This window comes from Streptomyces sp. NPDC046909 (assembly GCF_040644695.1).
Taxonomy (GTDB): Bacteria; Actinomycetota; Actinomycetes; order Streptomycetales; family Streptomycetaceae; genus Streptomyces.
Genome location: NZ_JBEYXC010000001.1, coordinates 695930 through 715587 on the forward strand (window position 1 = coordinate 695930; position 19658 = coordinate 715587).

General features: G+C 73.7%; 15 protein-coding genes. 5 read left to right on the top strand and 10 right to left on the bottom strand.

From position 1 onward, the window contains the following. Positions 1 to 4 precede the first annotated feature (4 nt). The 3 genes from ABZ928_RS02865 to ABZ928_RS02875 are packed head-to-tail and all read right to left on the bottom strand — an operon-like array spanning position 5 to position 3648. Entirely contained in the window at positions 5 to 814 is an 810-nt protein-coding gene (locus ABZ928_RS02865; RefSeq protein WP_361514670.1) for a hypothetical protein, read from the bottom strand. After that, positions 814 to 2088: a VWA domain-containing protein gene (locus ABZ928_RS02870; RefSeq protein WP_361514671.1), complete on the bottom strand. Its 1275-nt coding sequence runs from the start codon at positions 2086 to 2088 to the stop codon at positions 814 to 816. The genes ABZ928_RS02865 and ABZ928_RS02870 overlap by 1 nt, the downstream gene beginning before the upstream one ends. Positions 2089 to 2133: 45 nt before the next feature. Beyond that, complete coding sequence (locus ABZ928_RS02875) at positions 2134 to 3648, bottom strand: IucA/IucC family protein (RefSeq protein ID WP_361514672.1); 1515 nt, start codon at positions 3646 to 3648, stop codon at positions 2134 to 2136. A gap of 95 nt (positions 3649 to 3743) precedes the next feature. On the opposite strand from ABZ928_RS02875, the gene ABZ928_RS02880 reads away from it, so the two are divergent. Continuing rightward, complete coding sequence (locus ABZ928_RS02880) at positions 3744 to 5195, top strand: IucA/IucC family protein (protein WP_361514673.1); 1452 nt, start codon at positions 3744 to 3746, stop codon at positions 5193 to 5195. Between the two features lie 136 nt (positions 5196 to 5331). Then, positions 5332 to 6162 carry a class I SAM-dependent methyltransferase gene (locus ABZ928_RS02885; protein ID WP_361514674.1) on the top strand — a complete coding sequence of 277 codons (831 nt, stop codon included), beginning with the start codon at positions 5332 to 5334 and terminating at the stop codon, positions 6160 to 6162. A 12-nt stretch (positions 6163 to 6174) separates the two neighbouring features. Here the strand turns inward: ABZ928_RS02885 and ABZ928_RS02890 are convergent, their stop codons facing one another. The 4 genes from ABZ928_RS02890 to ABZ928_RS02905 form a co-directional block, all read right to left on the bottom strand. After that, entirely contained in the window at positions 6175 to 9141 is a 2967-nt protein-coding gene (locus ABZ928_RS02890) for a BTAD domain-containing putative transcriptional regulator (RefSeq protein ID WP_361514675.1), read from the bottom strand. 64 nt (positions 9142 to 9205) lie between these two features. Further along, the gene (locus tag ABZ928_RS02895) at positions 9206 to 10042 is read right to left on the bottom strand and encodes an alpha/beta hydrolase (protein ID WP_361514676.1); all 837 of its coding nucleotides are present in this window, start codon (positions 10040 to 10042) and stop codon (positions 9206 to 9208) included. Further along, a complete protein-coding gene (locus ABZ928_RS02900; RefSeq protein ID WP_361514677.1) occupies positions 10039 to 13122 on the bottom strand; it encodes a BTAD domain-containing putative transcriptional regulator in 3084 nt (1027 codons plus the stop codon). The genes ABZ928_RS02895 and ABZ928_RS02900 overlap by 4 nt, the downstream gene beginning before the upstream one ends. Before the next feature lie 117 nt (positions 13123 to 13239). Next, entirely contained in the window at positions 13240 to 14538 is a 1299-nt protein-coding gene (locus tag ABZ928_RS02905; protein WP_361514678.1) for a glycosyltransferase, read from the bottom strand. 123 nt (positions 14539 to 14661) lie between these two features. Here ABZ928_RS02905 and ABZ928_RS02910 point away from each other — a divergent pair, with 123 nt between their 5' ends. Then, the gene (locus ABZ928_RS02910) at positions 14662 to 15567 is read left to right on the top strand and encodes a HipA family kinase (protein WP_361514679.1); all 906 of its coding nucleotides are present in this window, start codon (positions 14662 to 14664) and stop codon (positions 15565 to 15567) included. 14 nt (positions 15568 to 15581) lie between these two features. Beyond that, positions 15582 to 15860, top strand: a complete 279-nt coding sequence (locus tag ABZ928_RS02915; RefSeq protein WP_361514680.1) for a SelT/SelW/SelH family protein — start codon at positions 15582 to 15584, stop codon at positions 15858 to 15860. A gap of 16 nt (positions 15861 to 15876) precedes the next feature. Here the strand turns inward: ABZ928_RS02915 and aceB are convergent, their stop codons facing one another. Next, the gene (gene aceB, locus ABZ928_RS02920) at positions 15877 to 17502 is read right to left on the bottom strand and encodes a malate synthase A (RefSeq protein WP_361514681.1); all 1626 of its coding nucleotides are present in this window, start codon (positions 17500 to 17502) and stop codon (positions 15877 to 15879) included. Between the two features lie 187 nt (positions 17503 to 17689). Continuing rightward, a complete protein-coding gene (locus ABZ928_RS02925; protein WP_361514682.1) occupies positions 17690 to 18289 on the bottom strand; it encodes a nucleotidyltransferase family protein in 600 nt (199 codons plus the stop codon). Positions 18290 to 18505: 216 nt separating this feature from the next. Here ABZ928_RS02925 and ABZ928_RS02930 point away from each other — a divergent pair, with 216 nt between their 5' ends. Then, complete coding sequence (locus tag ABZ928_RS02930) at positions 18506 to 18790, top strand: DUF5955 family protein (protein WP_361514919.1); 285 nt, start codon at positions 18506 to 18508, stop codon at positions 18788 to 18790. A 28-nt stretch (positions 18791 to 18818) separates the two neighbouring features. On the opposite strand, the gene ABZ928_RS02935 is transcribed toward ABZ928_RS02930, so the two are convergent. Further along, positions 18819 to 19613, bottom strand: coding sequence for an IclR family transcriptional regulator (locus ABZ928_RS02935; protein ID WP_361514683.1), 795 nt, complete (start codon positions 19611 to 19613; stop codon positions 18819 to 18821). Positions 19614 to 19658: the final 45 nt, after the last annotated feature.

A 19658-nucleotide genomic window follows, 5' to 3' on the forward strand; every position in this document is an offset into this window, starting at 1 on the left:
GATGTCAGGCGCCCGGCGGCACCCGCCGCGGCCGTCCCGGCCCGCGTGTCAGGGCGTATCCGCCGACCCCCGCGAGCGCGGCCAGCACACCGCCCACGCCGGTCCACACCCAGCGGTCGGACCACCAGCCGGAGGCCCAGCCGTCCTCGGGCTCGATCGCGGACAGCACCGCGGACGACTCCGAGGACTCGTCGTCGGAGTCGGAGGCGGACGTGACCGCGATCCCCGGCACCAGCGGCTCGGACAGCGAGCCGTCCACCGCCGCCGCGCCGCCGATGTCCTTGGAGCCGACCTCCACCGAGGCGTCGACCGGCTGGCCGAGGTCGGCCGTGGCGAGATCGACGGCCGTCAGCCGGATGTAGTACGTGCCCGGCAGCGGGTCGTCGGCCCACGGCTCCGACCAGCCGCGGACCGTGCGCAGCACGCACGCCAGCTCCACGGACGTGGTGTCCGCGGCCGCGGTGCGGGTCTGGGCGCCGTACTGGCAGGCCTGGCGGCGGCGCAGTCCGTCGTAGACGTCGACCTGCCAGGTCTGCGCGGAGTGGGTCTCCGGCAGCTTCAACGTCGCTGTGACGGTGGGGCGTTGGCCCGCGTCCGCCGGGAACGACCAGTACAGGTAGTCGCCCGTGGAGCCGGTCGCTGTGGCCTGCCGGCCCTGCTCGATCTCGGTCGCCGTACGGAACGACGTACCGGCCGAGGTGGGCGCGTCACCGTCGGCCGAGGCCGAGGGGGACGGCGAGGAGTCCGCCGCCGCAGGAGAGACGGCGAGTCCCAGGGTCAGGAAGGCCGCGCTCAACACGCGTGTGATCCGCATCAGTTGGTCCTCCAGACCGCGACCCGCCAGCGAGAGACCCAGCCCCACACGAGGCCGGCGAGGAACCCGACCAGCACCAGCAGACCGAGCAGCCACCAGCCGCGCCCGAGGCCGAAGGAGGCCACGTCGCTCGACGAGGACGGGGCGTCCACGACGTCGATGGTCAGCTCGACGGGCAGACCCGGCGTGGTCTTCACGCCGGAGGCGGGGGAGAAGGAGTTGGTCAGCTGGAGGCACACGACCTCGGGGGCCGGCTTGTCGCTGTCGTTGTCGTCCCGCTCGGGCTTGGGGTAGCGAAGGCCGGTGGAGATGACGTCCGTACGCCCGTTGCCGGCGGCCTCGCCGCGTACGATCTCACGGCCGTGCACGGTGACGGCCCGCAGCAGCGTCCCGTAGTCGGGGCTGACGGCCCGGTCGGCCGCCACGCTCACCGAGGCGCGCAGCTCCTGGCCGTCGAGGACCTCGACCCGGTACCAGCGCTCCTGCCCGAACTCCTCGCGGTCCGTGTAGAGACCGCTCTTGAGCGTCGGCGCCTTCGCGCACTGCGCGGCGCCCTCGGTGGCCACCGGCGTCACCACCGGGTCGGCCGCACGGTCCACCAACTGGTTGACCTTGTCGGTGAGTTCCTCGGTGTGCTCCACCGAGGTGTACGTGCCGCCGGTCGCCTCCGCGATGCAGCTCAGCTGCTGCCGCATCTTGGTGTTGGGGACCAGGCCGAGCGTGTCGATAGTCAGGCCGATGCCCTTGGCGGCGATCTCGCGGGCCACCTCGCACGGGTCGAGCGGGGCGCAGGTGTCCTCGCCGTCGCTGATCAGGACGATCCGCTTGGAGCCGGAGCCCTCGGTGAAGTCGTCGGCGGCCTTCAGCAGCGCGGGGCCGATCGGGGTCCAGCCGGTGGGGGAGAGGGTCGCCACCGCCGTCTTCGCCTCGGTGCGGTCCAGCGTGCTGACCGGATAGAGCTGCGCGGTGTCCTTGCAGCCCGTCTTCTGGTTGTCGCCCGGGTAGTTGGCGCCGAGGGTCCGGATGCCGAGCTGGACCTCCTCGGGCGTCGCGTCCAGCACCTCGTTGAACGCCTGCTTCGCCGCGGCCATCCGGGTGCCGCCGTCGATGTCCGCCGTCCGCATGGAGCCGCTCACGTCGAGGACGAGGTCGACCTGGGGCGCGGTCTCGCCCGTGGGTTCGCCGGCGGCCGCCCCGGCCGGGAGGGCGATCCCGGCCGTGAGGGCGGCGAGCAGGGCGCACACTCCCGCTGCCAGCCGTTTACGTGTGATCATCGGCGGATCCTATTGATCAGGAGCGCCGCGCTCCAAAACGGCCCGTCACGGCAGCGGGTTCGGCAGCTCCGCCCACTGGTCCCCCGGCGTCCCCGGCGACAGCCTCATCAGCGTCAACGCCTTCGCGGGCACCGGGGTTCCGCTCAGCGCCACCAGATCCGGCGTCCGCGGAAGATCCCGTACGACGGTCTCCAGCGCCGCCCCCAGCGCCGCCCCCGAACCCGCCGTACCCGCCAGGGTCCCCGCCACCAGCGCCCCGAACAGCTTGCGCCGCAGGGCGGTTTCGTCGTCGGTGACGACCCGCCCGCTCAACTCCGGTACGGGGACGCCGTGCCGGGCCAGCCGGGCCGGGCTGACGCGGATGTCGGCGAGGTCGCGGTAGACGAGCCGCAGCGGGGCGCCCGTCTCGGACAGCACGACGAGGAGGTTCTGGCCGTGTGCCTCCAGGGCCACCCCCAGGTCCAGCAGCCGCAGCCCGACGGTGAGGGCCAGCCGCGTGAAGTCCGCGAGCCACGCCGCGCGCGTGGGCAGTTCGGTGCCGGCGAGCGCGGCCACCGGCACGACCCGCTCCCCGCTTCCGGCGTACTGCTGCGGCGACTCGCGCACCACGGCGGCCAGGTCGGGAGAGCCGGCGGTCGCCGCGCCCAGGGTGCGTGTGAAGTGCAGGAGACCGTCCGTACGCGCCGCCAGCGACTCCGCGAAGGACGACAAGGTGGCCGACAAGCCGATCGAGTACACCGAGATGTCCCGCACCGACGACGTCAGCCGCGTGCTCAACGCCGTCTTCACATGCGGGCCTTCACCGGTCAGGGCCAGCGTGCGCAGGGACATCAGCGGATGCGCGCCCGGACCCTCCTCGCCCGCCCGCTTCAGCACATGGGCCGCCTGCCAGGGATGCACCGGGATCAACAGCCGTCCCCCGTCCCGCATCCCGTCCGGCCAGACCCCCGACACCAGGCACTCGTCCGCCGGAACAGGGACCGACCGCAGCCCGACCAGCGGCCGGTGCTCCGGCCCGTACGCCAACTGCTCCGCCACCGAGAAGCCGGGCCGGGAACGGCAGTTGGGGTGGAACGGATGCCCGTCCACGACCCGCTGCTCCCACTCCCAGTCGGCCACGGGCCACTCGGTCAGGGGCCACTCTTTCGAGGGGTTCGCCGGCTGCCCGGCCCGCGACAGCGCCAACGAGGCCACGCTGTGCCCGAGTTCGGCCGCCAGGCCGTCGCCGTGCGGCACGCCGAGGCCCGTCATGAGCCGAGCGGGATCGTCGTACGCCGTGCCGTCGAGCCGTACGGCGGTGACGTACGCGGCGGTCGCGTACGGGTCGGCCGCCGGGCCGTCGAGGCGCCGCCCGCCCCGAAGGCGCAGGGTGAGGCCCTCGCCGCCGGGGACGCGGCCGGTGATCCAGGGCAGCGGCTCGAACGCCAGCGCCCGCCACAGCCGGGTCAGCACGGCGGCCCGGGCGCCCGGCAGCTCGGCCGTGTACCGCGACACCAGGTCGGGGCGCACTTCGGCCAACTCCTGGGCGACCTCGGCCTCGGCGGTCGGAGAACGGTGCACGGGTGGGCTCCTCGGGTACGCATAGGGGACACGGCGGGGGCCGACGACAGAGATACTGATCGTCTCCGCCCGCACGTAGAGAACGAGTGAAACGCGTGGACCTCATCTCCCCGGCCGCCGCCGACACCTATGCTGCCGCGCCGCTGCTCAACTGCCTGCTGCGGGAGGTCGCCGAGCCGCTCCCGGGCGCCGGCGAGCAGCACGCTTTCAGGCTGCCGAGCGGTCGGCTGCTGCGGGTGCGCGGCGAGCGGCGGCCGGGCGAACCCGAGGTGAACACCGACGGCCACTGGCGCCGCGTCGACCACACCGAACTCGTCAAGCTGGTCGCCGAGGAACTGGCCCTCCACACCGGCCTGTCCAACCACGAACTGCCCGCCGAGATGATCGACAGCCGCGACGCCGTGGCCGCGATCCTGACGGCACGCGCGCGTGCGACGGCGCCGACAGACCCGTATCTGCTCTCCGAGCAGTCCCTGATCACCGGCCACCCGCACCACCCGGCCCCCAAGGCACGCGGCGGCGGTCCCGTCGCCGGCTGGCTGCCGTACGCGCCCGAGGCGCACGCCCGCTTCCCGCTGACCCTGCTCGGGGTGCGCGAGGACGCGGTGGTGGAGGAGGGCGACACCTCGGCCCTGGACGCCCTGAGCGAGGCTCCGCCCGGCTACCGCCTGCTGCCCGCCCACCCCTGGCAGCTCGCGCTGCTCGACCTCACGGACGCCTTCGCCGACGGCCGTCTGATCCGCCTCGGCACGACCGGCTTCGACACCTGGCCCACGGCCGCGATCCGCACGCTCTACGCCCCCGAGCACGACCTCTTCCTCAAGTTCAGCCTGGACGTGCGTATCACCAACGACATCCGCCGCCTGTGGCGCCACGACCTGGAGAAACTCCGCAGGACCGACACGGCGGCGACCCGGGCGTTCGCCGGGAGCCCGGCGGCCTGGCTGTCCGACCGGGGCTACCGCACCGCCGACTTCGCCTTCGAGGAACTGGCGGTCCTGGTCCGCGACGGCTTCCGCGACCACGTTCTTCCCGGTGCCACTCCGCTGCTCGCGGCGGGCCTGGTGGAGGGCTTCGAGGGCTGCCCGTCCGGCGGTGCGGGCTGGTGGGAGGCGTATCTGCGCGCGGTCGTCCCGCCCGCCCTCGCGGCCTTCGCGGACCACGGCGTCGTACTCGAAGCGCACCTTCAGAACACCCTGGTCGCCGTCGACACCGACGGCATGCCCGTGCAGGCGCTGTTCCGGGACGCCGAGGGCGTGAAGCTGCTGTCGGACGTGGACCGGGCGGCCGGGTGGGAGCGCCTGGTGTACACGCTCGTCGTGAACCACCTGTGCGAGGTCGCCGGCGCCCTCGCCGAACGCCACCCCGGCCTGGACCCCTGGCCCGCCGCCCGCCGGGAACTGGCCCGCCACGGCCTCCCGGAGATCCCGGCCCTGCTCGCCTCGCCCACCCTCCCGGGCAAGACGAACCTCCTGCTGCGCTGGGCCGGCGCCGACGGCGCGGACGCGCGCTACCTGCCCCTGCCGAACCCGTTGGCCGGTTCATGAGCTGAACTCCGGCCCGGGGGCGGGCGACCCCCGTTCCCGCCGCCGTTCAGAGCGCACCCACTTCACCTGCACAAGCGCTCCGTAGATTCCGCCCGTCGCCAACGACAGGCAGCGGATCCAGCGGGAGGACGGCACCATGACGGAACAGGACGCGTACATACTCGGGAGCTCGGAGACCGAGCACCGGCGGCTCATGCTCCAGGCGCGGATCCTGCGCCCGTGGACCGAGCACTTCCTCCGGGCCGGGGGCCTCCGGCCCGGGATGTCCGTGCTGGACCTCGGGTCGGGCATGGGCGATGTGTCGATGCTGGCCGCCGGCATCGTGGGACCGCGGGGCCGGGTCGTCGGCATCGACCGGGATCCGGTCGTCACCGGCAAGGCCCGACTCCGGGCCGAGCGCGAGGGATTCGGCGACAGCGTCGCCTTCGAACTCGCCGCCCTCGACGACTTCGACACCGACGAACACTTCGACGCCGTGATCGGCCGGTTCGTCCTGCTGTACCAGCCCGACCCGGCCGCCACGCTCCGCCGCTTCGCCCGTTTCCTGCGGCCGGGCGGAGTCATGGTGTTCCACGAGATCGACCTCACCAACGAGTTCTCCAGCTGGCCGCCCAGCCCGGTCTGGGACGAGAGCTACCGCCTCCTCGCCGAGGCGTACCGGCGCGGCGGCACCCCGCCGGACTTCGGCCGCCGTCTCACCCGGACCTTCCTGGACGCCGGACTGCCCGGCCCCGCGGTCGAATGCCTGACCCCCGTCGGAACGGACGCGTCCTCACCGGTGGTCCGGTGGATCGCCGACTCCGTCCGCAGTCTCGCCCCGATGCTGGAGCGCACCGGGCTGTCCCTGCCCGCGGGCCTCACCGCCGACGACACCTTGCCGGACCAGCTGGAGAAGGCCGTACGGGAACAGGGCAGCCAGATCCAGGGGCCCCTCCAGTACGGCGCGTGGACCCGCAGGGGGGAGTAGGGCCCGTCCCTGTCAGGTCGTCGGGGGACGCGGGGACGCCGGGACGAGGGCGATCCGCGGTGCGGGCACCTCGTGCCCGAGGGCCAGCAGGCGGGTGCGGAGTTCCTCGGCCGCGGTCGGGTCGGTCCGGGCCAGGAGCCGCACCGCGCGTTCCCAGACCGTGCGGGCCGCGCCGGGGTCGCCGGTGGCGAGGTAGGTGTCGCCGAGGTGACGGAGGGTCCCGGCCTCGCTGAACAGGTCGCCGACCTCGCGGTAGAGCCGTAGCGCGCACTGGTACGCGGCGACGGCACGCCGGTGCTCGCCGAGGTGATGGCGGACCACACCGAGGCTGTCCCAGGTCCCGGCCTCGGCGTACCGGATGCCGTCGAGTCCGGCGAGGCCGCCGAGCGCCTCCTCGAAGTAGGCGGCGGCCCTGCGGTGTTCGCCCCGCAGGACGTGGGTCCAGCCCAGCGCGTGCAGGGCGCTGGTCTCCGCGACTCGGTCCCCGAGGTCCCGGTAGAGGGCGAGTGCCCGGCCCGCCGCGTCGAGCGCCCCGCCGTGCTCGCCGAGGCGGTCGAGGAGCCAGCCGTGACTGCGATGGGCGTGGGCGAGGCCGAGCCGGTCGCCGAGTTCGGCGAACAGGTCCAGGGACTGCCGGATGTGGGTGCGCGCGTCGTCGTACCGCTCCAGGCGGGCGGAGGCGCGGGCCAGGCCGCGGTGCAGATGGGCCTCGGCCGTACGGTGGCCGTCCCGGACGGCCGCGTCGAGGCCGAGCCGCTGGAGGGCGGCGGAGTCGTGCCAGTGGCCCTGCCGGTCCATGAACCGCTCCAACGCCCAGGCCAGGCCCCAGACATGGGCGTGGTCCCCGCGCGCGACCGCCCGCTCGGCGACGGCGGAGAGCACCTGCGCCTCGGCCGTGTACCAGCGCAGTGCCCGCGCGTCGTCGGGGAAGGACTCGGGACCCGCCCCGGGTGCGGCGGCGGGCAGCGGGCCGAGCCGCCAGAAAGGCGAGTAGACCCGGCCGGCGGCGTGCGCGGTGTGCAGATAGTGGTCGAGGAGACGCCGTACGGAGGCCTCCCGCTCGTCCGCGTCCTCGTGCTCCGCCTCGAGTTCCGCCGCGTACCTGCGCAGCAGGTCGTGGCAGGCGTACCGGCCGGGTGCGTGCTCGGTGAGCAGATGGGTACGGGTGAGCTCGGCCAGGAGCCGGCGGACCGCCGTCGGGTCGCCGCCCGCGACGGCCGCCGCGGCCGGGAGCGTGACGTCGGGGCCGGGGTGCAGGGACAGCAGCCGCAGCAGGCGTGCCGCGCCGGGGCTCAGCGCCCGGTAGGACCAGGAGAGCACCGCCCGTACGTCCCCGGCCGGGTCCGCGTCCGTGAACGCGTCGAGGCTGCCGTGGTGCGCCCGCAGTTCGTCCGCGATCGCGGCCAGCGGGAAGTGCGGGTGGGCGGCGGCCCGGGTGGCGACGACGGCCAGCGCCAGGGGGAGTCCCGCACACCGGGTGACGATCTCGTCGACGGCCTTCGGGTCGGCCAGGACACGGTCGGCGCCGAGGCGGCGGGTCAGCGACTCGCGGGCCTCGGCGGCGGACAGCCGGTCCAGTGCCAGGGGGCGGGCCGCCTCCGCCGTGACCAGACCGAGGAGGCGGTCGCGGCTGGTGACGAGCACGAGGCAGCCGGGGCTGCCCGGCAGCAGTGGGCGCACCTGTTCGGCGTCCCGCGCGTTGTCGAGCAGGATCAGCACCCGGCGCCGGGCCAGGAGACTGCGGTAGAGCCCCGCCTGGGCGTCGGTCCCGGCCGGTGTGCGCTGCGGGGGCACGCCGAGGGCCTCCAGGAACCCGCGCAGCACCTGTTCCGGATCCGCCGGTTTCCCGCCCGGGTCGAAGCCGCGCAGGTTGAAGTACAGCTGCCCGTCGGGGAAGCGGTGGGCGGCCCGGTGTGCCCAGCGCACGGCCAGTGTGGTCTTGCCGATGCCGCCCATCCCGCTGATCACGGCGATCCGGGTGCCCGGGGCGTCCTTCGCCGACAGCTCCGCCACGTGCGCGAGTTCGGACCGCCGGCCCGCGAACGTGGCCAGGTCGGCGGGCAGTTGGGCGGGACGGACGAAGGGCGCGGCGGCAGGCGGGGAAGCCGCCGGAGGAGGGGTGGCGGCCGGGGTGTCCGGAACCACGGTCAGCCGTACCGGCCCGTTCCGGGCGCCCCGGTCCGGTACGTTCCCGGTGCCCCGGCCCGGCTCGGACGGCCGCGTACGGGCGTCGTCCTCGCGCAGCACCTCCTGCTGCGCGGCCCGCAGTTCGGAGCCCGGCTCGACCCCCAGTTCGGCGGTGAGCCGGGCTCGTACGGCCTGCCAGGTGTCGAGCGCCGCCGCCCGCTGCCCGGTGGCCGCGAGCGACCGCACCAGACGGGCCTGGAGCGGTTCGTCGAGCGGGTGCTCGGCCGCGGCGCGGTGCAGCACGGCGAGCAGCCGCCCGGCCTGACCCGTGGCCAGGGCCACGTCGGCCGTCTCCTTCACCACCGCCAGGTGTTCGCGCTCCAGGGCGTTGAACGCGGGGTGGGAGCGCGCCTCCACGGGGACGCCGGTGGCGACCGGCCCGGTGCGCAGATCCAGCGCCTCCAGCAGAAGCGGCACGGCCGCCTCCGTGCCCCGGGTCCCGCCCTGCCGCGCCCGCCGCACCAGCTCCCGGAAGCGCAGCAGGTCCAGCGTCTCGGGCGTCGCGTGCAGCCGGTACCCGCCCGCGTCCCGTACCAGCCACCGGCCCGGGGAACGGACCGGCAGCTCGGGTTCCAGCAGTCGGCGCAGCACCCCGATGTGCCGGTAGACCGCGTTGGCGGGCGAGCCCGGCGGCGACTCGCCCCACAGGGCGTGCTGCAACTCCTCCATGGCCACGGGCAGTCCCGCGTGGGCCATCAACTGGGCCAGCAGCAGGCGTTGCTGGGCCGCGCCGAGCCCCACCTCCCGGCCGTCGCGCCAGACCCGTACCGGTCCCAGGACCTCGAACCGCATCGTCACCCTCGTAGTCCCCGTGTTCCCTCGCCCCGTGTGATCCGCCCCCGTGCCCCGCCCGCGGTCACACGGCCGGCAGCCCTTCGATCCAGCCCAGGACCAGCGCGTTGAACTCGGCCGGACGCTCCTGGAACAGCCAGTGCCCGACCCCTTCGAGGACCGCCGAAGCGCTGTAGGGGTGCCGGCTCAGGGACTCCTCCCACTCCCCGCCGATCCCCTTGGCCTTGAGCGAGGCGGCCGCCGACAGCGACAGCACCGGGCAGTCGCGGCGCGACAGATAGGTCTCGACGCCGGGCCGCACGGTCAGCGGGACGCCCGCCTCGTCGAACAGGCCGTGGAAGACGTCCCGTACGGTCATCGGGTCCATGGCGAGGACCCGGCGCCGGTGCCACACCCGCAGCGCCTCCGCTTCCGGACCGGCCGTGGCGGGGTTCTCCAGCCCGCCCAGGACCGCGACGGCGGTACCCACCGGGTCGGGCACGCGGAAGGCGGCGGCGAGCTGCGGCGCGAACTCCGCCTCGAAGCCGTAGCCGGGGTCGACCGCGACGACGGCCCGTACCAGTGACGGGTGTTCGACGGCCAGGACGGAGGCGACCACGGCACCCATCGAGTGGCCTATGACGACCACCGGACCGGCGTCGATGCCGTCGAGCAGCTCCGCGAGGTCGGCGGCCAGCTCGCGGGGGCGCATACCGCCGGTCAGCCCGGTGGAGCGGCCGTGGCCGCGCAGGTCCGGGGCGATCACCCGGTGCCGCGCCGCGAACGCCCCTATCTGCGCCGACCAGTCGTGCGAGTCGCAGCCCCCGCCGTGCACCAGCAGCAGCGTCTCCCCGGCCCGGTCACCGCCCGGCCCCTCGTCGGTGTGGAACAGCCGGTTGCCGTTGATCATCGTGTACGTCACTTAACTCGCTCCCCGTGGAAAGGTGTTGGTGGTGCCGGGAGCGTAGGCGCGGGGCAGTGGACGAAGTGTGCCTGGCTTGTGACCGGGGGCCGTGCCCCATGGCGGTCGATCTTCCGTTGCGCCTCGGCCGCCCACACCGGGTCGAAGTCGTGGAGGGCGTCCCGCGCGCTCCGCCAGGCGTGGAGCGCCTCGTCGGAATCGCCGGCCGAGTGCAGGGCGTCGCCGAGCCGGTCGAGCACGCAGGCCTCGTTGAACAGGTCGCCGGCCTCCCGGAACAGGGCGAGGGCACGTCGGCAGCAGTTCACCGACCGCTCGGGACGGCCGAGTTGACGATGGATGTGGCCGAGGGCGTCCCAGGTGTAGCCCTCGGCGAGCGGGATCCCGAGCTCCTGGAAGAGAGCGAGCGCCCGGTGCGCGTGCGCGAGCGCGGCGCGTGCCTCGCCCAGGCAGGCCTGCCCCCAGGCCGTCGCGACGAGCACATGAGCCTCCCCGCGCCGGTTGCCGGCCAGCCGGTACAGCGGCAGCGCGGGACCGAGCAGGGGCAGGGCTTCCCGGTGGCGCTCCTGACGGGTCATCAACTCCCAGCGGCAGAGCAGGATCAGGGCTTGTCCAGGGCTGTCGTCGCCGAACAGCTCCCCGGCCGCCCGGAAGTGCTCCTCGGCCTCGGCGTGGCGGCGCAGCAGCATGCAGGCCCGGCCCAGCCCGCGGTGGGCCTCGGCGAGTGCGCCGGGGTCGGCCAGGCGCCGGGCGGCCGCCAAGGCGGTGCGTTGCAGGGCGAGATACTCCGGCCAGTGGCCGTAGCGCTCGTGGAAGCGCTCCAGACACCAGGCCAACTGCCAGACATGAGCGTCGAGTCGGAGATCAGCGGCCTGTCCGAGGGCGCCGCGGAGCACCGCCCGTTCGGTGCTGAACCAGGCCAGGGCCGCCTTCTCGTCGGCGAGCGGCTGCGGCCGCGGGGGCGGCTCGGCGGGCGCCACGGGGTCGATCACCAGGATCGGCGGGTCGAACAGCAGCGCGGCGGCATGGGCGGTGTGCAGGAAGTGGTCGAGCAGCCGGCGCAGGCTCGCCCGGCGCGCGTCCTCGCTCTCGGTGGCGCGCACCAGTTCGCCCGCGTAGGTGCGCAGCAGGTCGTGACACGCGTAGCGGCCGGGCGTGCGCTCGGCGACGAGATGCGCGTCGGCCAGCTCCCTCAGCAGCGCCCGGGCCCTGGGGACCGGCTCACCCGCGAGCGCGGCGCCTGCGTGGACGGTCAGCTCCGGCCCGGGATGCAGGGCGAGCAGCCGGAACATACGGGCCGCGGAGGGGCCGAGCGCGTCGTACGACCAGGAGAACACCGCCCGTACGTCGATCGCGGGGTCGTCGCCGCGGAACGCCTCCAACCCGCCCTGCGCGGCCCGCAGTTGTTCGGCGAGCGTCTCCAGCGGGAACGTCGGCCGGTCGGCGGCACGGGCGGCCACCACGGCCAGGGCGAGGGGCAGCCGCGCGCAGAGCCGGACGATCTCCTCCGTGGCGCGGGGTTCGGCGGCCACCCGGGCGGCCCCGATCCGCAGCGCCAGGGCCTCGCGGGCCTCGTCCGGCGCGAGCGTGCCCAGGGTGACCGGGTGGGCGCCGTCGGCGGAGACCAGCCCGCCGAGCCGGCTGCGGCTGGTGACGAGCACCAGACAGCCGGGCGTGCCGGGCAGCAGCGGCCGGACCTGGGCGGCGTCCCGCGCGTTGTCGAGCAGGACGAGCAGTCTGCGCCCCGCCGCCAGACTCCGGAACAGGGCGGCCTGGGCGTCGAGCCCCTCGGGCACGCGGGCGGCCGGTACGCCGAGGGCGGCCAGGAATCCCCGTACGGCGTCCTCCGGTCGGGTGGGCAGGGCGCCCGGGTCGAACCCCCGCAGGTCCACATACAACTGCCCGTCCGGGAAACGGTCGGCCGCCTCGTGCGCCAGACGCACGGCGAGCGCGGTCTTCCCGATGCCGGCCGGGCCGATGATGGTGCTGATCACGACGGTGGACGCGGCTCCACCACCCTCCGTCGCGGCATCGTCGAGCAGGGCACGCAGACGGTTCAGCTCCGGGGCCCGCCCGACGAAGACCGGGAGGGAGGGCGGGAGTTGGGCGGGGGTGACGGCGGGGTGGGCCGGGGCGTCGTCGAGGTGACCGGACGCATGGTCTGAGGTGTCGGGGCGTACGGAGGGACGGTCCGGGGCGTCGGGGCGTACGGAGGAATGGTCCGCGGTGTCGGGGTGAGCGGACGGACGGTCCCCGGTGTCGGCGTGAGCGGCCGGCGGTTCCGGCCCGGCCGGTGCGCCGCCCCACGAAGAGCCCTCGGGCCCGGGGTCCGCGTCCGCCCGCGCCTGTGCCCGCGCGGCGCTCAGCTCGGGGCCGGGATCGACGCCCAGCTCGTCCGCGAGCCGGCCGGCCGTCGCACGGAACACGTCCAGCGCCTCGGCCCGCCGGCCGGTTGCCGTGAGCGCGCGGACGAGCAGGGCCTGGAGCCCCTCGTCGAGCGGGTGCCGGGCCGCGCTCTCGGCCAGGGCGGGCAGGACATGGTCCGCGAGGCCGCCGCGCAGCGCCACCTCGGCCGCCTCGCGCACCACGGCGTCGTACTCCCGGTCCAGCTCCGTGAAGACGGGATGTGCGGGTGCCCGGGCAGGGCATCCGGCGGCCCGGCCGCGCCGCAGGGCGAGCGCTTCGGCGTACGCCCCGACGACCTGCCCCACCTCGCCGTGCTCCCTGGCCCTCGCCACGAGCCGGCGGAACAGCAGCAGGTCCACGGAGTCGGGCGGGGCCAGGAGCCGGTAGCCGCCACCGCCGCGCAGCAGTAGACCGCCCTCGGCCCGCTGCGGCAGCCCCGGCTCCAGTAGCCGCCGCAGCTCGCCGACGTGGCGGTGCACCATGTTCACCGCGTGCGCGGGCGGCCGGTCCGCCCACAGCGCGTCGACGATGTCCGGCAACGCGACCGGGGAGCCCGCCCGGGCCAGCAGCAGGGCGAGCAGGGTACGGCGCAGCGGCGGCCCCGGGTCCACCTCGGTCCCGTCCCGCCAGACCCGTATCTCCCCGAGCACCGCGAACCGCAATGGCATCGATGTCATCGCCCTGTCCTCCCCTGCCGGACTCCGATGCTAGGCAGCGGCGGGGCGGCACTCACAGGGGCGGACATTTCAGGCGTGGCACGCCGAGAGTAGAGCTGAGGGCAGAGCTGGGGGCGACTACGGGGCCGTCGCGACCACCTCCGCGACGGCCTCCAGCGCGTCATGGCGCTCGAACGCGGCCCGCAGCTCCCGCGCACGCTCGCGGTACCCGGGCTCGGCGAGCACGGTCAGCACGGCGTCGCGGACCTCCCGCGGCGAGGGATCCCCGGTGCACAGATCGACCCCGGCCCCGCTCCACTTGACGCGGGCCGCCACCTCCGGCTTGTCCTCCCCGTCGCCGCCCACCACGAGCGGTACGCCGTGCCGCAGCGCCTCGTGCACACCGCCGTACCCGCCGTTGGTGACCAGCACGGACGCGTGCGGAAGAAGGGCGTCGAAAGGCACGTATCCGCTGATCCGCGCGTTCGCCGGTACCGGCCCGGCGGCCTGGATCGCCGCCGGGCCGTCCGCACGCCCCGTCGCCGCCACCACGAGGACGTCCTCGTCGGCCAGGGCGTCGAGGGCCGGCCGTACGAGCCTGCCGAGATCACGGTTGGCGAACGTCCCCTGGGTGACCACGACGACCGGCCGCTCCGTGTCCTCCACCTCCGCCCACCAATCCGGAAGCGGCCGCGGGGGACGCGGCGCGGCGGGCAGCGGACCGACGAACCGGAACGACGCCGGCAGGTTCTCGCGCGGATACTCGAACTCGGGGACGGTCAGCTGGAGATAGTGGTCCGGCGCGGTGACCAGGCAGTCGAAGATGAACCCGGGCAGCTCGGTGCCGCTCTCCCCGAAGTTCTCCTCGATATGCCGCTGGGCGCCCGAAAAGACCTCCCTGACCTGGTCGTTCATCTCCCGGTGCCGCTTCTTCGCGCCCTCCCCGGCCAGCGGCGGCATCGCGAGCCCGAGGGGTGGCGCGTCCTCGCTGAGCAGGGTCGGCATGGTGATGCCCAGGCCGATGGTGAGCGGCCGGCGGCCGGGCGGGGCGGACAGGCTGAGGGCCGTCGCCCCCAGGAACAGCGGATCGCTGAGGACCACGGACGCCGGGAACCGACGGGCCAGCAGGGTCCGCAGGGCGCGGTACTGGGCGGCGGTCGGATCGCCGAAGACATGCTTCAGGTCGTACTCCAGCTGCGCCGGACCCGGCGGGAACGCGGCACGGTCGGGGAAGTACAGATCCAGCTGCCGGTCGTCGAAGTCCGCGGCGGGCGGCAACGACACATGGAGGGCCCCGGCGGCCCGTACGTCCTCGGCGAACCGGCTCCCGGTCAGCACGACGACCTCGTGCCCGCGCCGCACCAGGTCCGAGGCCACGGTGAGGACCGGCTGGACATGGCCGTGGAACGGCGATGCGGCGGCGACGATCAGTGTCACGGACGACTCCCTGCGCTCGGTGGACGGTGCCACGGGAGCGTAGGAACCCCTTGTGCAAAAGAAGTGCGGCCCTCTGTGCGATCACCCGCGGTTACTATGCTCACTCAGTGCCGGAGGTCGGAAATGCTCAGAGAGGTCACCGCGACCCGCTACGTCGCCCCCCTGCGCTCCGGCGGCTCCGTGCCCGGAGTCGTCGAGGCCGACGACCTGGGGACGTACGTCGTCAAGTTCACCGGCTCCGCACAGGGCCGCAAGGCGCTCGTGGCCGAGGTGATCGTCGGTGAGCTGGCCCGGGCGCTCGGCCTGCGCTTCCCCGAACTGGTCCTGGTCCACTTCGACCCCGCGATCGCCGACAGTGAGCCCCACCAGGAGGTGCGGGAGCTGCACAGCGCCAGCGCGGGGATCAACCTCGGCATGGACTATCTGCCGGGCGCCGCGGATTTCACACCGGAGGTCGCGAAGACCTTCCCGGTCGACTCCCTGGAAGCGGGCCGGATCGTCTGGCTGGACGCGCTGACCGTGAACGTGGACCGTACGGTGCACAGCTCCAACCTGATGGTGTGGCCGACGCTCGGCGTCGCGCCGCCGCGCCTGTGGCTGATCGACCACGGTGCCGCCCTCGTCTTCCACCACCGCTGGGACGGCTCGGACCCGACGAAGCGGTACGACTTCCGGCACCACGCCCTCGGCCACAACGCCCCGGACGTACGGGCGGCGGACGCGGAGCTGGCGCCCAGGGTCACGGAGGAGTTGCTGCGGGAGATCGTCGCCGAGGTCCCCGACGCCTGGCTGACCGACTTCGCGACCCCCGACGAGGCGCGCGAGGCCTACGTGACGTACCTCCACGCGCGCGTGCGGGCCTCCGCCGCCTGGCTGCCCACCGACTTCCCCACCCGGGAGGAACTCGCCGCCGAGGAGGCCCTCCGGGCGGCGAAGACACAGCAGGGCCGTCCGAACTGGCTGAAGCGGGTCCCCGACCTGCACGGCAAACCGGCGGCGGAACAGGATTGGTCGGTACACCTCGGATGAGCCCCGCGAGCCCCGTGAGTCCCGTCGTACAGATCGAGTACTGCACCCAGTGCCGCTGGCTGCCCCGCGCGGCCTGGCTCGCACAGGAGCTGCTCACCACCTTCGAGCAGGAGCTGGGCGAGCTGTCCCTCAAGCCCGGCACCGGCGGCGTCTTCGTGGTCCGCGTCGACGGCGAGGTCGTCTGGGACCGCAAGGAGCGGGGCTTCCCGGAGCCGACGGCCGTGAAGCAGGCCGTACGCGACCGAGTGGCCCCGGGAAAGTCCCTGGGCCACTCGGACAAGTCGGCTTCCTAGAAAGCTTCCTGGGAGGTCAGCCCTTGAGCTGCTCGTACGCCGGCAGCGTCAGGAAGTCCGCGTAGTCGGCGTCGAGGGAGACCTCCAGGAGCAGGTCGTGCGCCTGCTGCCAGTGACCGGCGGCGAACGCCTCCTCGCCCAACTCGGCGCGGATGTTGGACAGTTCCTCGGCGGCGACCTTGCGGGCCAGCTCCGGCGTCGCCTTCTCACCGTTCTCGAACTCCACGCCCGCGTTGATCCACTGCCAGATCTGCGAGCGGGAGATCTCGGCGGTGGCCGCGTCCTCCATCAGGTTGAAGATGGCGACCGCGCCGAGCCCGCGCAGCCAGGCCTCGATGTAACGGATGCCCACCTGAACGGCATTGACGAGACCGTTGTACGTCGGCTTGGCGTCCAGCGAGTCGATGGCGATCAGGTCGGCGGCCTCGACGTGGACGTCCTCGCGCAGCCGGTCCTTCTGGTTCGGCTTGTCGCCGAGGACCCGGTCGAAGGACTCCAGGGCGATCGGGACCAGGTCGGGGTGGGCGACCCAGGAGCCGTCGAAACCGTCCCCGGCCTCGCGGTCCTTGTCGGCGCGGACCTTCTCGAAGGCCACCTTGTTGACCTCGGCGTCCCGGCGGGACGGGATGAACGCCGCCATGCCGCCGATCGCGTGCGCGCCGCGCTTGTGGCAGGTGCGGACGAGGAGTTCGGTGTACGCCCGCATGAACGGGGCCGTCATCGTGACCAGGTTGCGGTCCGGGAGGACGAACTTGGCGCCGCCGTCACGGAAGTTCTTGACGATGGAGAAGAGATAGTCCCAGCGGCCGGCGTTCAACCCGGAGGCGTGGTCGCGGAGTTCATAGAGAATCTCCTCCATCTCGTACGCCGCCGTGATCGTCTCGATCAGGACGGTGGCGCGGATGGTGCCCTGCGGGATGCCGACGTAGTCCTGCGCGAAGACGAACACGTCGTTCCACAGGCGGGCTTCGAGGTGCGACTCGGTCTTCGGGAGGTAGAAGTACGGGCCCTTGCCGAGGTCGAGCAGGCGCTGGGCGTTGTGGAAGAAGTAGAGCCCGAAGTCGACGAAGGCGCCCGGGACTTGGGAGCCGTCGGCGTCGACGAGGTGGCGCTCGTTGAGGTGCCAGCCGCGCGGGCGCATGACGACCGTCGCGAGCTCCTCGTTCGGGCGCAGGGCGTAGGACTTGCCGGACTTCTCGTCGGTGAAGTCGATGTTCCGGGTGTAGGCGTCGGCGAGGTTGACCTGGCCGAGGACGACGTTCTCCCAGGTGGGCGCCGAGGCGTCCTCGAAGTCCGCGAGCCAGATCTTCGCGCCCGAGTTGAGCGCGTTGATCGTCATCTTGCGGTCGGTCGGGCCGGTGATCTCGACGCGGCGGTCGTCGAGGGCCGCGGGGGAGGGGGCGACCTTCCAGGAGTCGTCCGCGCGGATCGCGGCGGTCTCCGGGAGGAAGTCGAGCGTGGAGGTGCGGGCGATCTCGGCGCGGCGCTCCGCTCGGCGGGCGAGGAGCTCTTCACGACGGGGCGTGAACCGGCGGTGCAGCTCGGCCACGAAGGCGAGGGCCGCGTCGGTGAGCACCTCCTCCTGCCGGGGCAGGGGCTCGGCGTCGACGATGGCCAGCGGGGACGGCGCTGGTGCGGACATGAGCTGTCACTTCCTTCAGCGAGCGTGGCACCGGGTGCCAGTCGAACCGGGTACGGCGAGCAACGCCCCAGGAGCGGTAGGGCGCTTCTGAACAGTGGATACTAGTTTCCTCATCGTGGAAGTTCAATGGTTTGTTGATATCGAGATTCTCCGAGTCGAGGCAGCGTGGCGCTCAGTGCCACCCCGCTCACTCAAGGTGGTACAGATCTTCGGCGGTGTCGATGTCGAAGGGCCGGGCGATGTCCCCGCACTCGATGAGCGAGACCCGCGCGGCGTGTTCCCTCAGGTACGCGCGTGCCCCTCGGTCCCCGGTCGCAGTCGCGGCGATCCCCGCCCAGTGCGCGGCACCGAACAGCACGGGATGCCCCCGTACGCCGTCGTAGGCGGCGGCGACCAGCGACTGCGGCGACTCGTACGCACCGAGCACGCGCGCGTACGCCTCGGCCCCGATACCGGGCTGATCGACGAGCGACACCAGCACGGCCCGCGCGTCCGTGCCGGAGAACGAGTCGAGCCCCGCTCGAAGCGAGGACCCCATGCCCTGCTCCCACTCGGGGTTGTCCACGAGCACACAGCCGTCGAGCCGCGCGGTCTTCCGTACGGCGTCGGCGGCGGCGCCCAGCACCACGTGCACGCGCGTGCAGCCGGCCGCGCGCAGGGCGCCCACCGCGTGCTCCACGAGCGGCCTTCCGCGATGTCCGAGCAACGCCTTGGGCCGCCCGCCGAGCCGCCGGCCGCCCCCCGCGGCGAGGATCAGCCCGGCCACCTGGTGTTCGTCGTCCGTCATGCGTCCTGCATACCTGAAGCCCCGGTGAGTGGCCGGTTTCGCAGGGCTGAATTTCGGTCCGCGGAGTGGCGCGCGCCCTCCCGGGTGGCGTTTACTGACCGGCGTCCCCGGCGCCTGACCAACGCCACGGGGCGGTTTCGGGCGGGATCACGACGGAGGGCGCACAACGGCGTGCGCGGGGGGAGAGCTGTGTTGCGGAGCTTGGGGCAGAGGCCAGTGACCGGCAGCGACGAGGACCCTAGGGTGGCGGGCCTGCGGACCGCGGTGTCCCGGCTGCGCCGCGAACTCGCCGCGCACCCCGCCGAGTTCCCCGACCGCGCCATCGCCGAGGACGAACTCGCGGCGCTGGCCGCGATGACCACCGACGGCGCCCCGGAGATCCCCCGCCTGCGCCGCTCCCTGCTGCTGATCGCGGGCGCGATCGGCTCGGTCAGCGCACTGTCGCGGGGGCTGTCGGACGTACGGGACGCGGTGGACCTGTTCGGGGAGCCGCGCCGGTAGCGGACGTTCCCCCGGGCCCTCCGGTCCGTTACGAGGGGTTCTGGGTGGCCAGCGCCTCGGACAGCTCGCCCGCCACCTGCTGGAGCACGGGGACGATCTTGTCGGTGGCCGCTTCCGTGACCCGTCCCGCCGGACCGGAGATCGAGATCGCCGCGGCGGTGGGGGAGTTGGGTACCGACACCGCGAGGCAGCGCACGCCGATCTCCTGCTCGTTGTCGTCGACCGCGTAACCGGTGCGGCGCACGTCCTCCAGGGCCGCGAGGAACCCCTCCGGAGTGGTGATCGTCTTCTCCGTGGCGGCCGGCATGCCCGTACGGGCCAGCAGCGCGCGCACCTCGTGGTCCGGGGTGTTCGCGAGCAGTGCCTTGCCCACACCCGTGGAGTGGGGGAGCACCCGCCGGCCGACCTCGGTGAACATGCGCATCGAGTGCTTCGACGGCACCTGGGCGACGTACACGATCTCGTCCCCGTCGAGCAGCGCCATGTTCGCCGTCTCGCCGGTCTCCTCGACCAGGCGGGCCAGGTAGGGGCGGGCCCAGGTGCCGAGCAGGCGGGACGCCGACTCGCCGAGGCGGATCAGACGGGGGCCGAGCGCGTACCGGCGGTTCGGCTGCTGACGGACGTATCCGCAGGCCACGAGCGTGCGCATCAGACGGTGGATGGTGGGCAGCGGCAGCCCGCTGCTCGCGGAGAGCTCGCTGAGGCCGACCTCGCCGCCCGCGTCCGCCATCCGCTCCAGCAGATCGAAGGCGCGCTCGAGGGACTGGACCCCGCCACTGGCGGACTTGGCGGAGTCGGTGGTGCTGGCGCTGGACGCAGGCACGGCGCGTTCCTTTCGGGTGGCAGGAAGGGCAGAAGCCTACCCGCC

What these genes read in the sequence shown, in the direction of transcription:
- ABZ928_RS02865 (WP_361514670.1), bottom strand. Translation starts at nt 814, where the DNA reads ATGCGGATCACACGCGTGTTGAGCGCGGCCTTCCTGACCCTGGGACTC.
- ABZ928_RS02890 (WP_361514675.1), bottom strand. Translation starts at nt 9,141, where the DNA reads ATGCGGTTCGAGGTCCTGGGACCGGTACGGGTCTGGCGCGACGGCCGG.
- aceB (WP_361514681.1), bottom strand. Translation starts at nt 17,502, where the DNA reads ATGTCCGCACCAGCGCCGTCCCCGCTGGCCATCGTCGACGCCGAGCCC.
- ABZ928_RS02885 (WP_361514674.1), top strand. Translation starts at nt 5,332, where the DNA reads ATGACGGAACAGGACGCGTACATACTCGGGAGCTCGGAGACCGAGCAC.
- ABZ928_RS02925 (WP_361514682.1), bottom strand. Translation starts at nt 18,289, where the DNA reads ATGACGGACGACGAACACCAGGTGGCCGGGCTGATCCTCGCCGCGGGG.
- ABZ928_RS02900 (WP_361514677.1), bottom strand. Translation starts at nt 13,122, where the DNA reads ATGACATCGATGCCATTGCGGTTCGCGGTGCTCGGGGAGATACGGGTC.
- ABZ928_RS02870 (WP_361514671.1), bottom strand. Translation starts at nt 2,088, where the DNA reads ATGATCACACGTAAACGGCTGGCAGCGGGAGTGTGCGCCCTGCTCGCC.
- ABZ928_RS02910 (WP_361514679.1), top strand. Translation starts at nt 14,662, where the DNA reads ATGCTCAGAGAGGTCACCGCGACCCGCTACGTCGCCCCCCTGCGCTCC.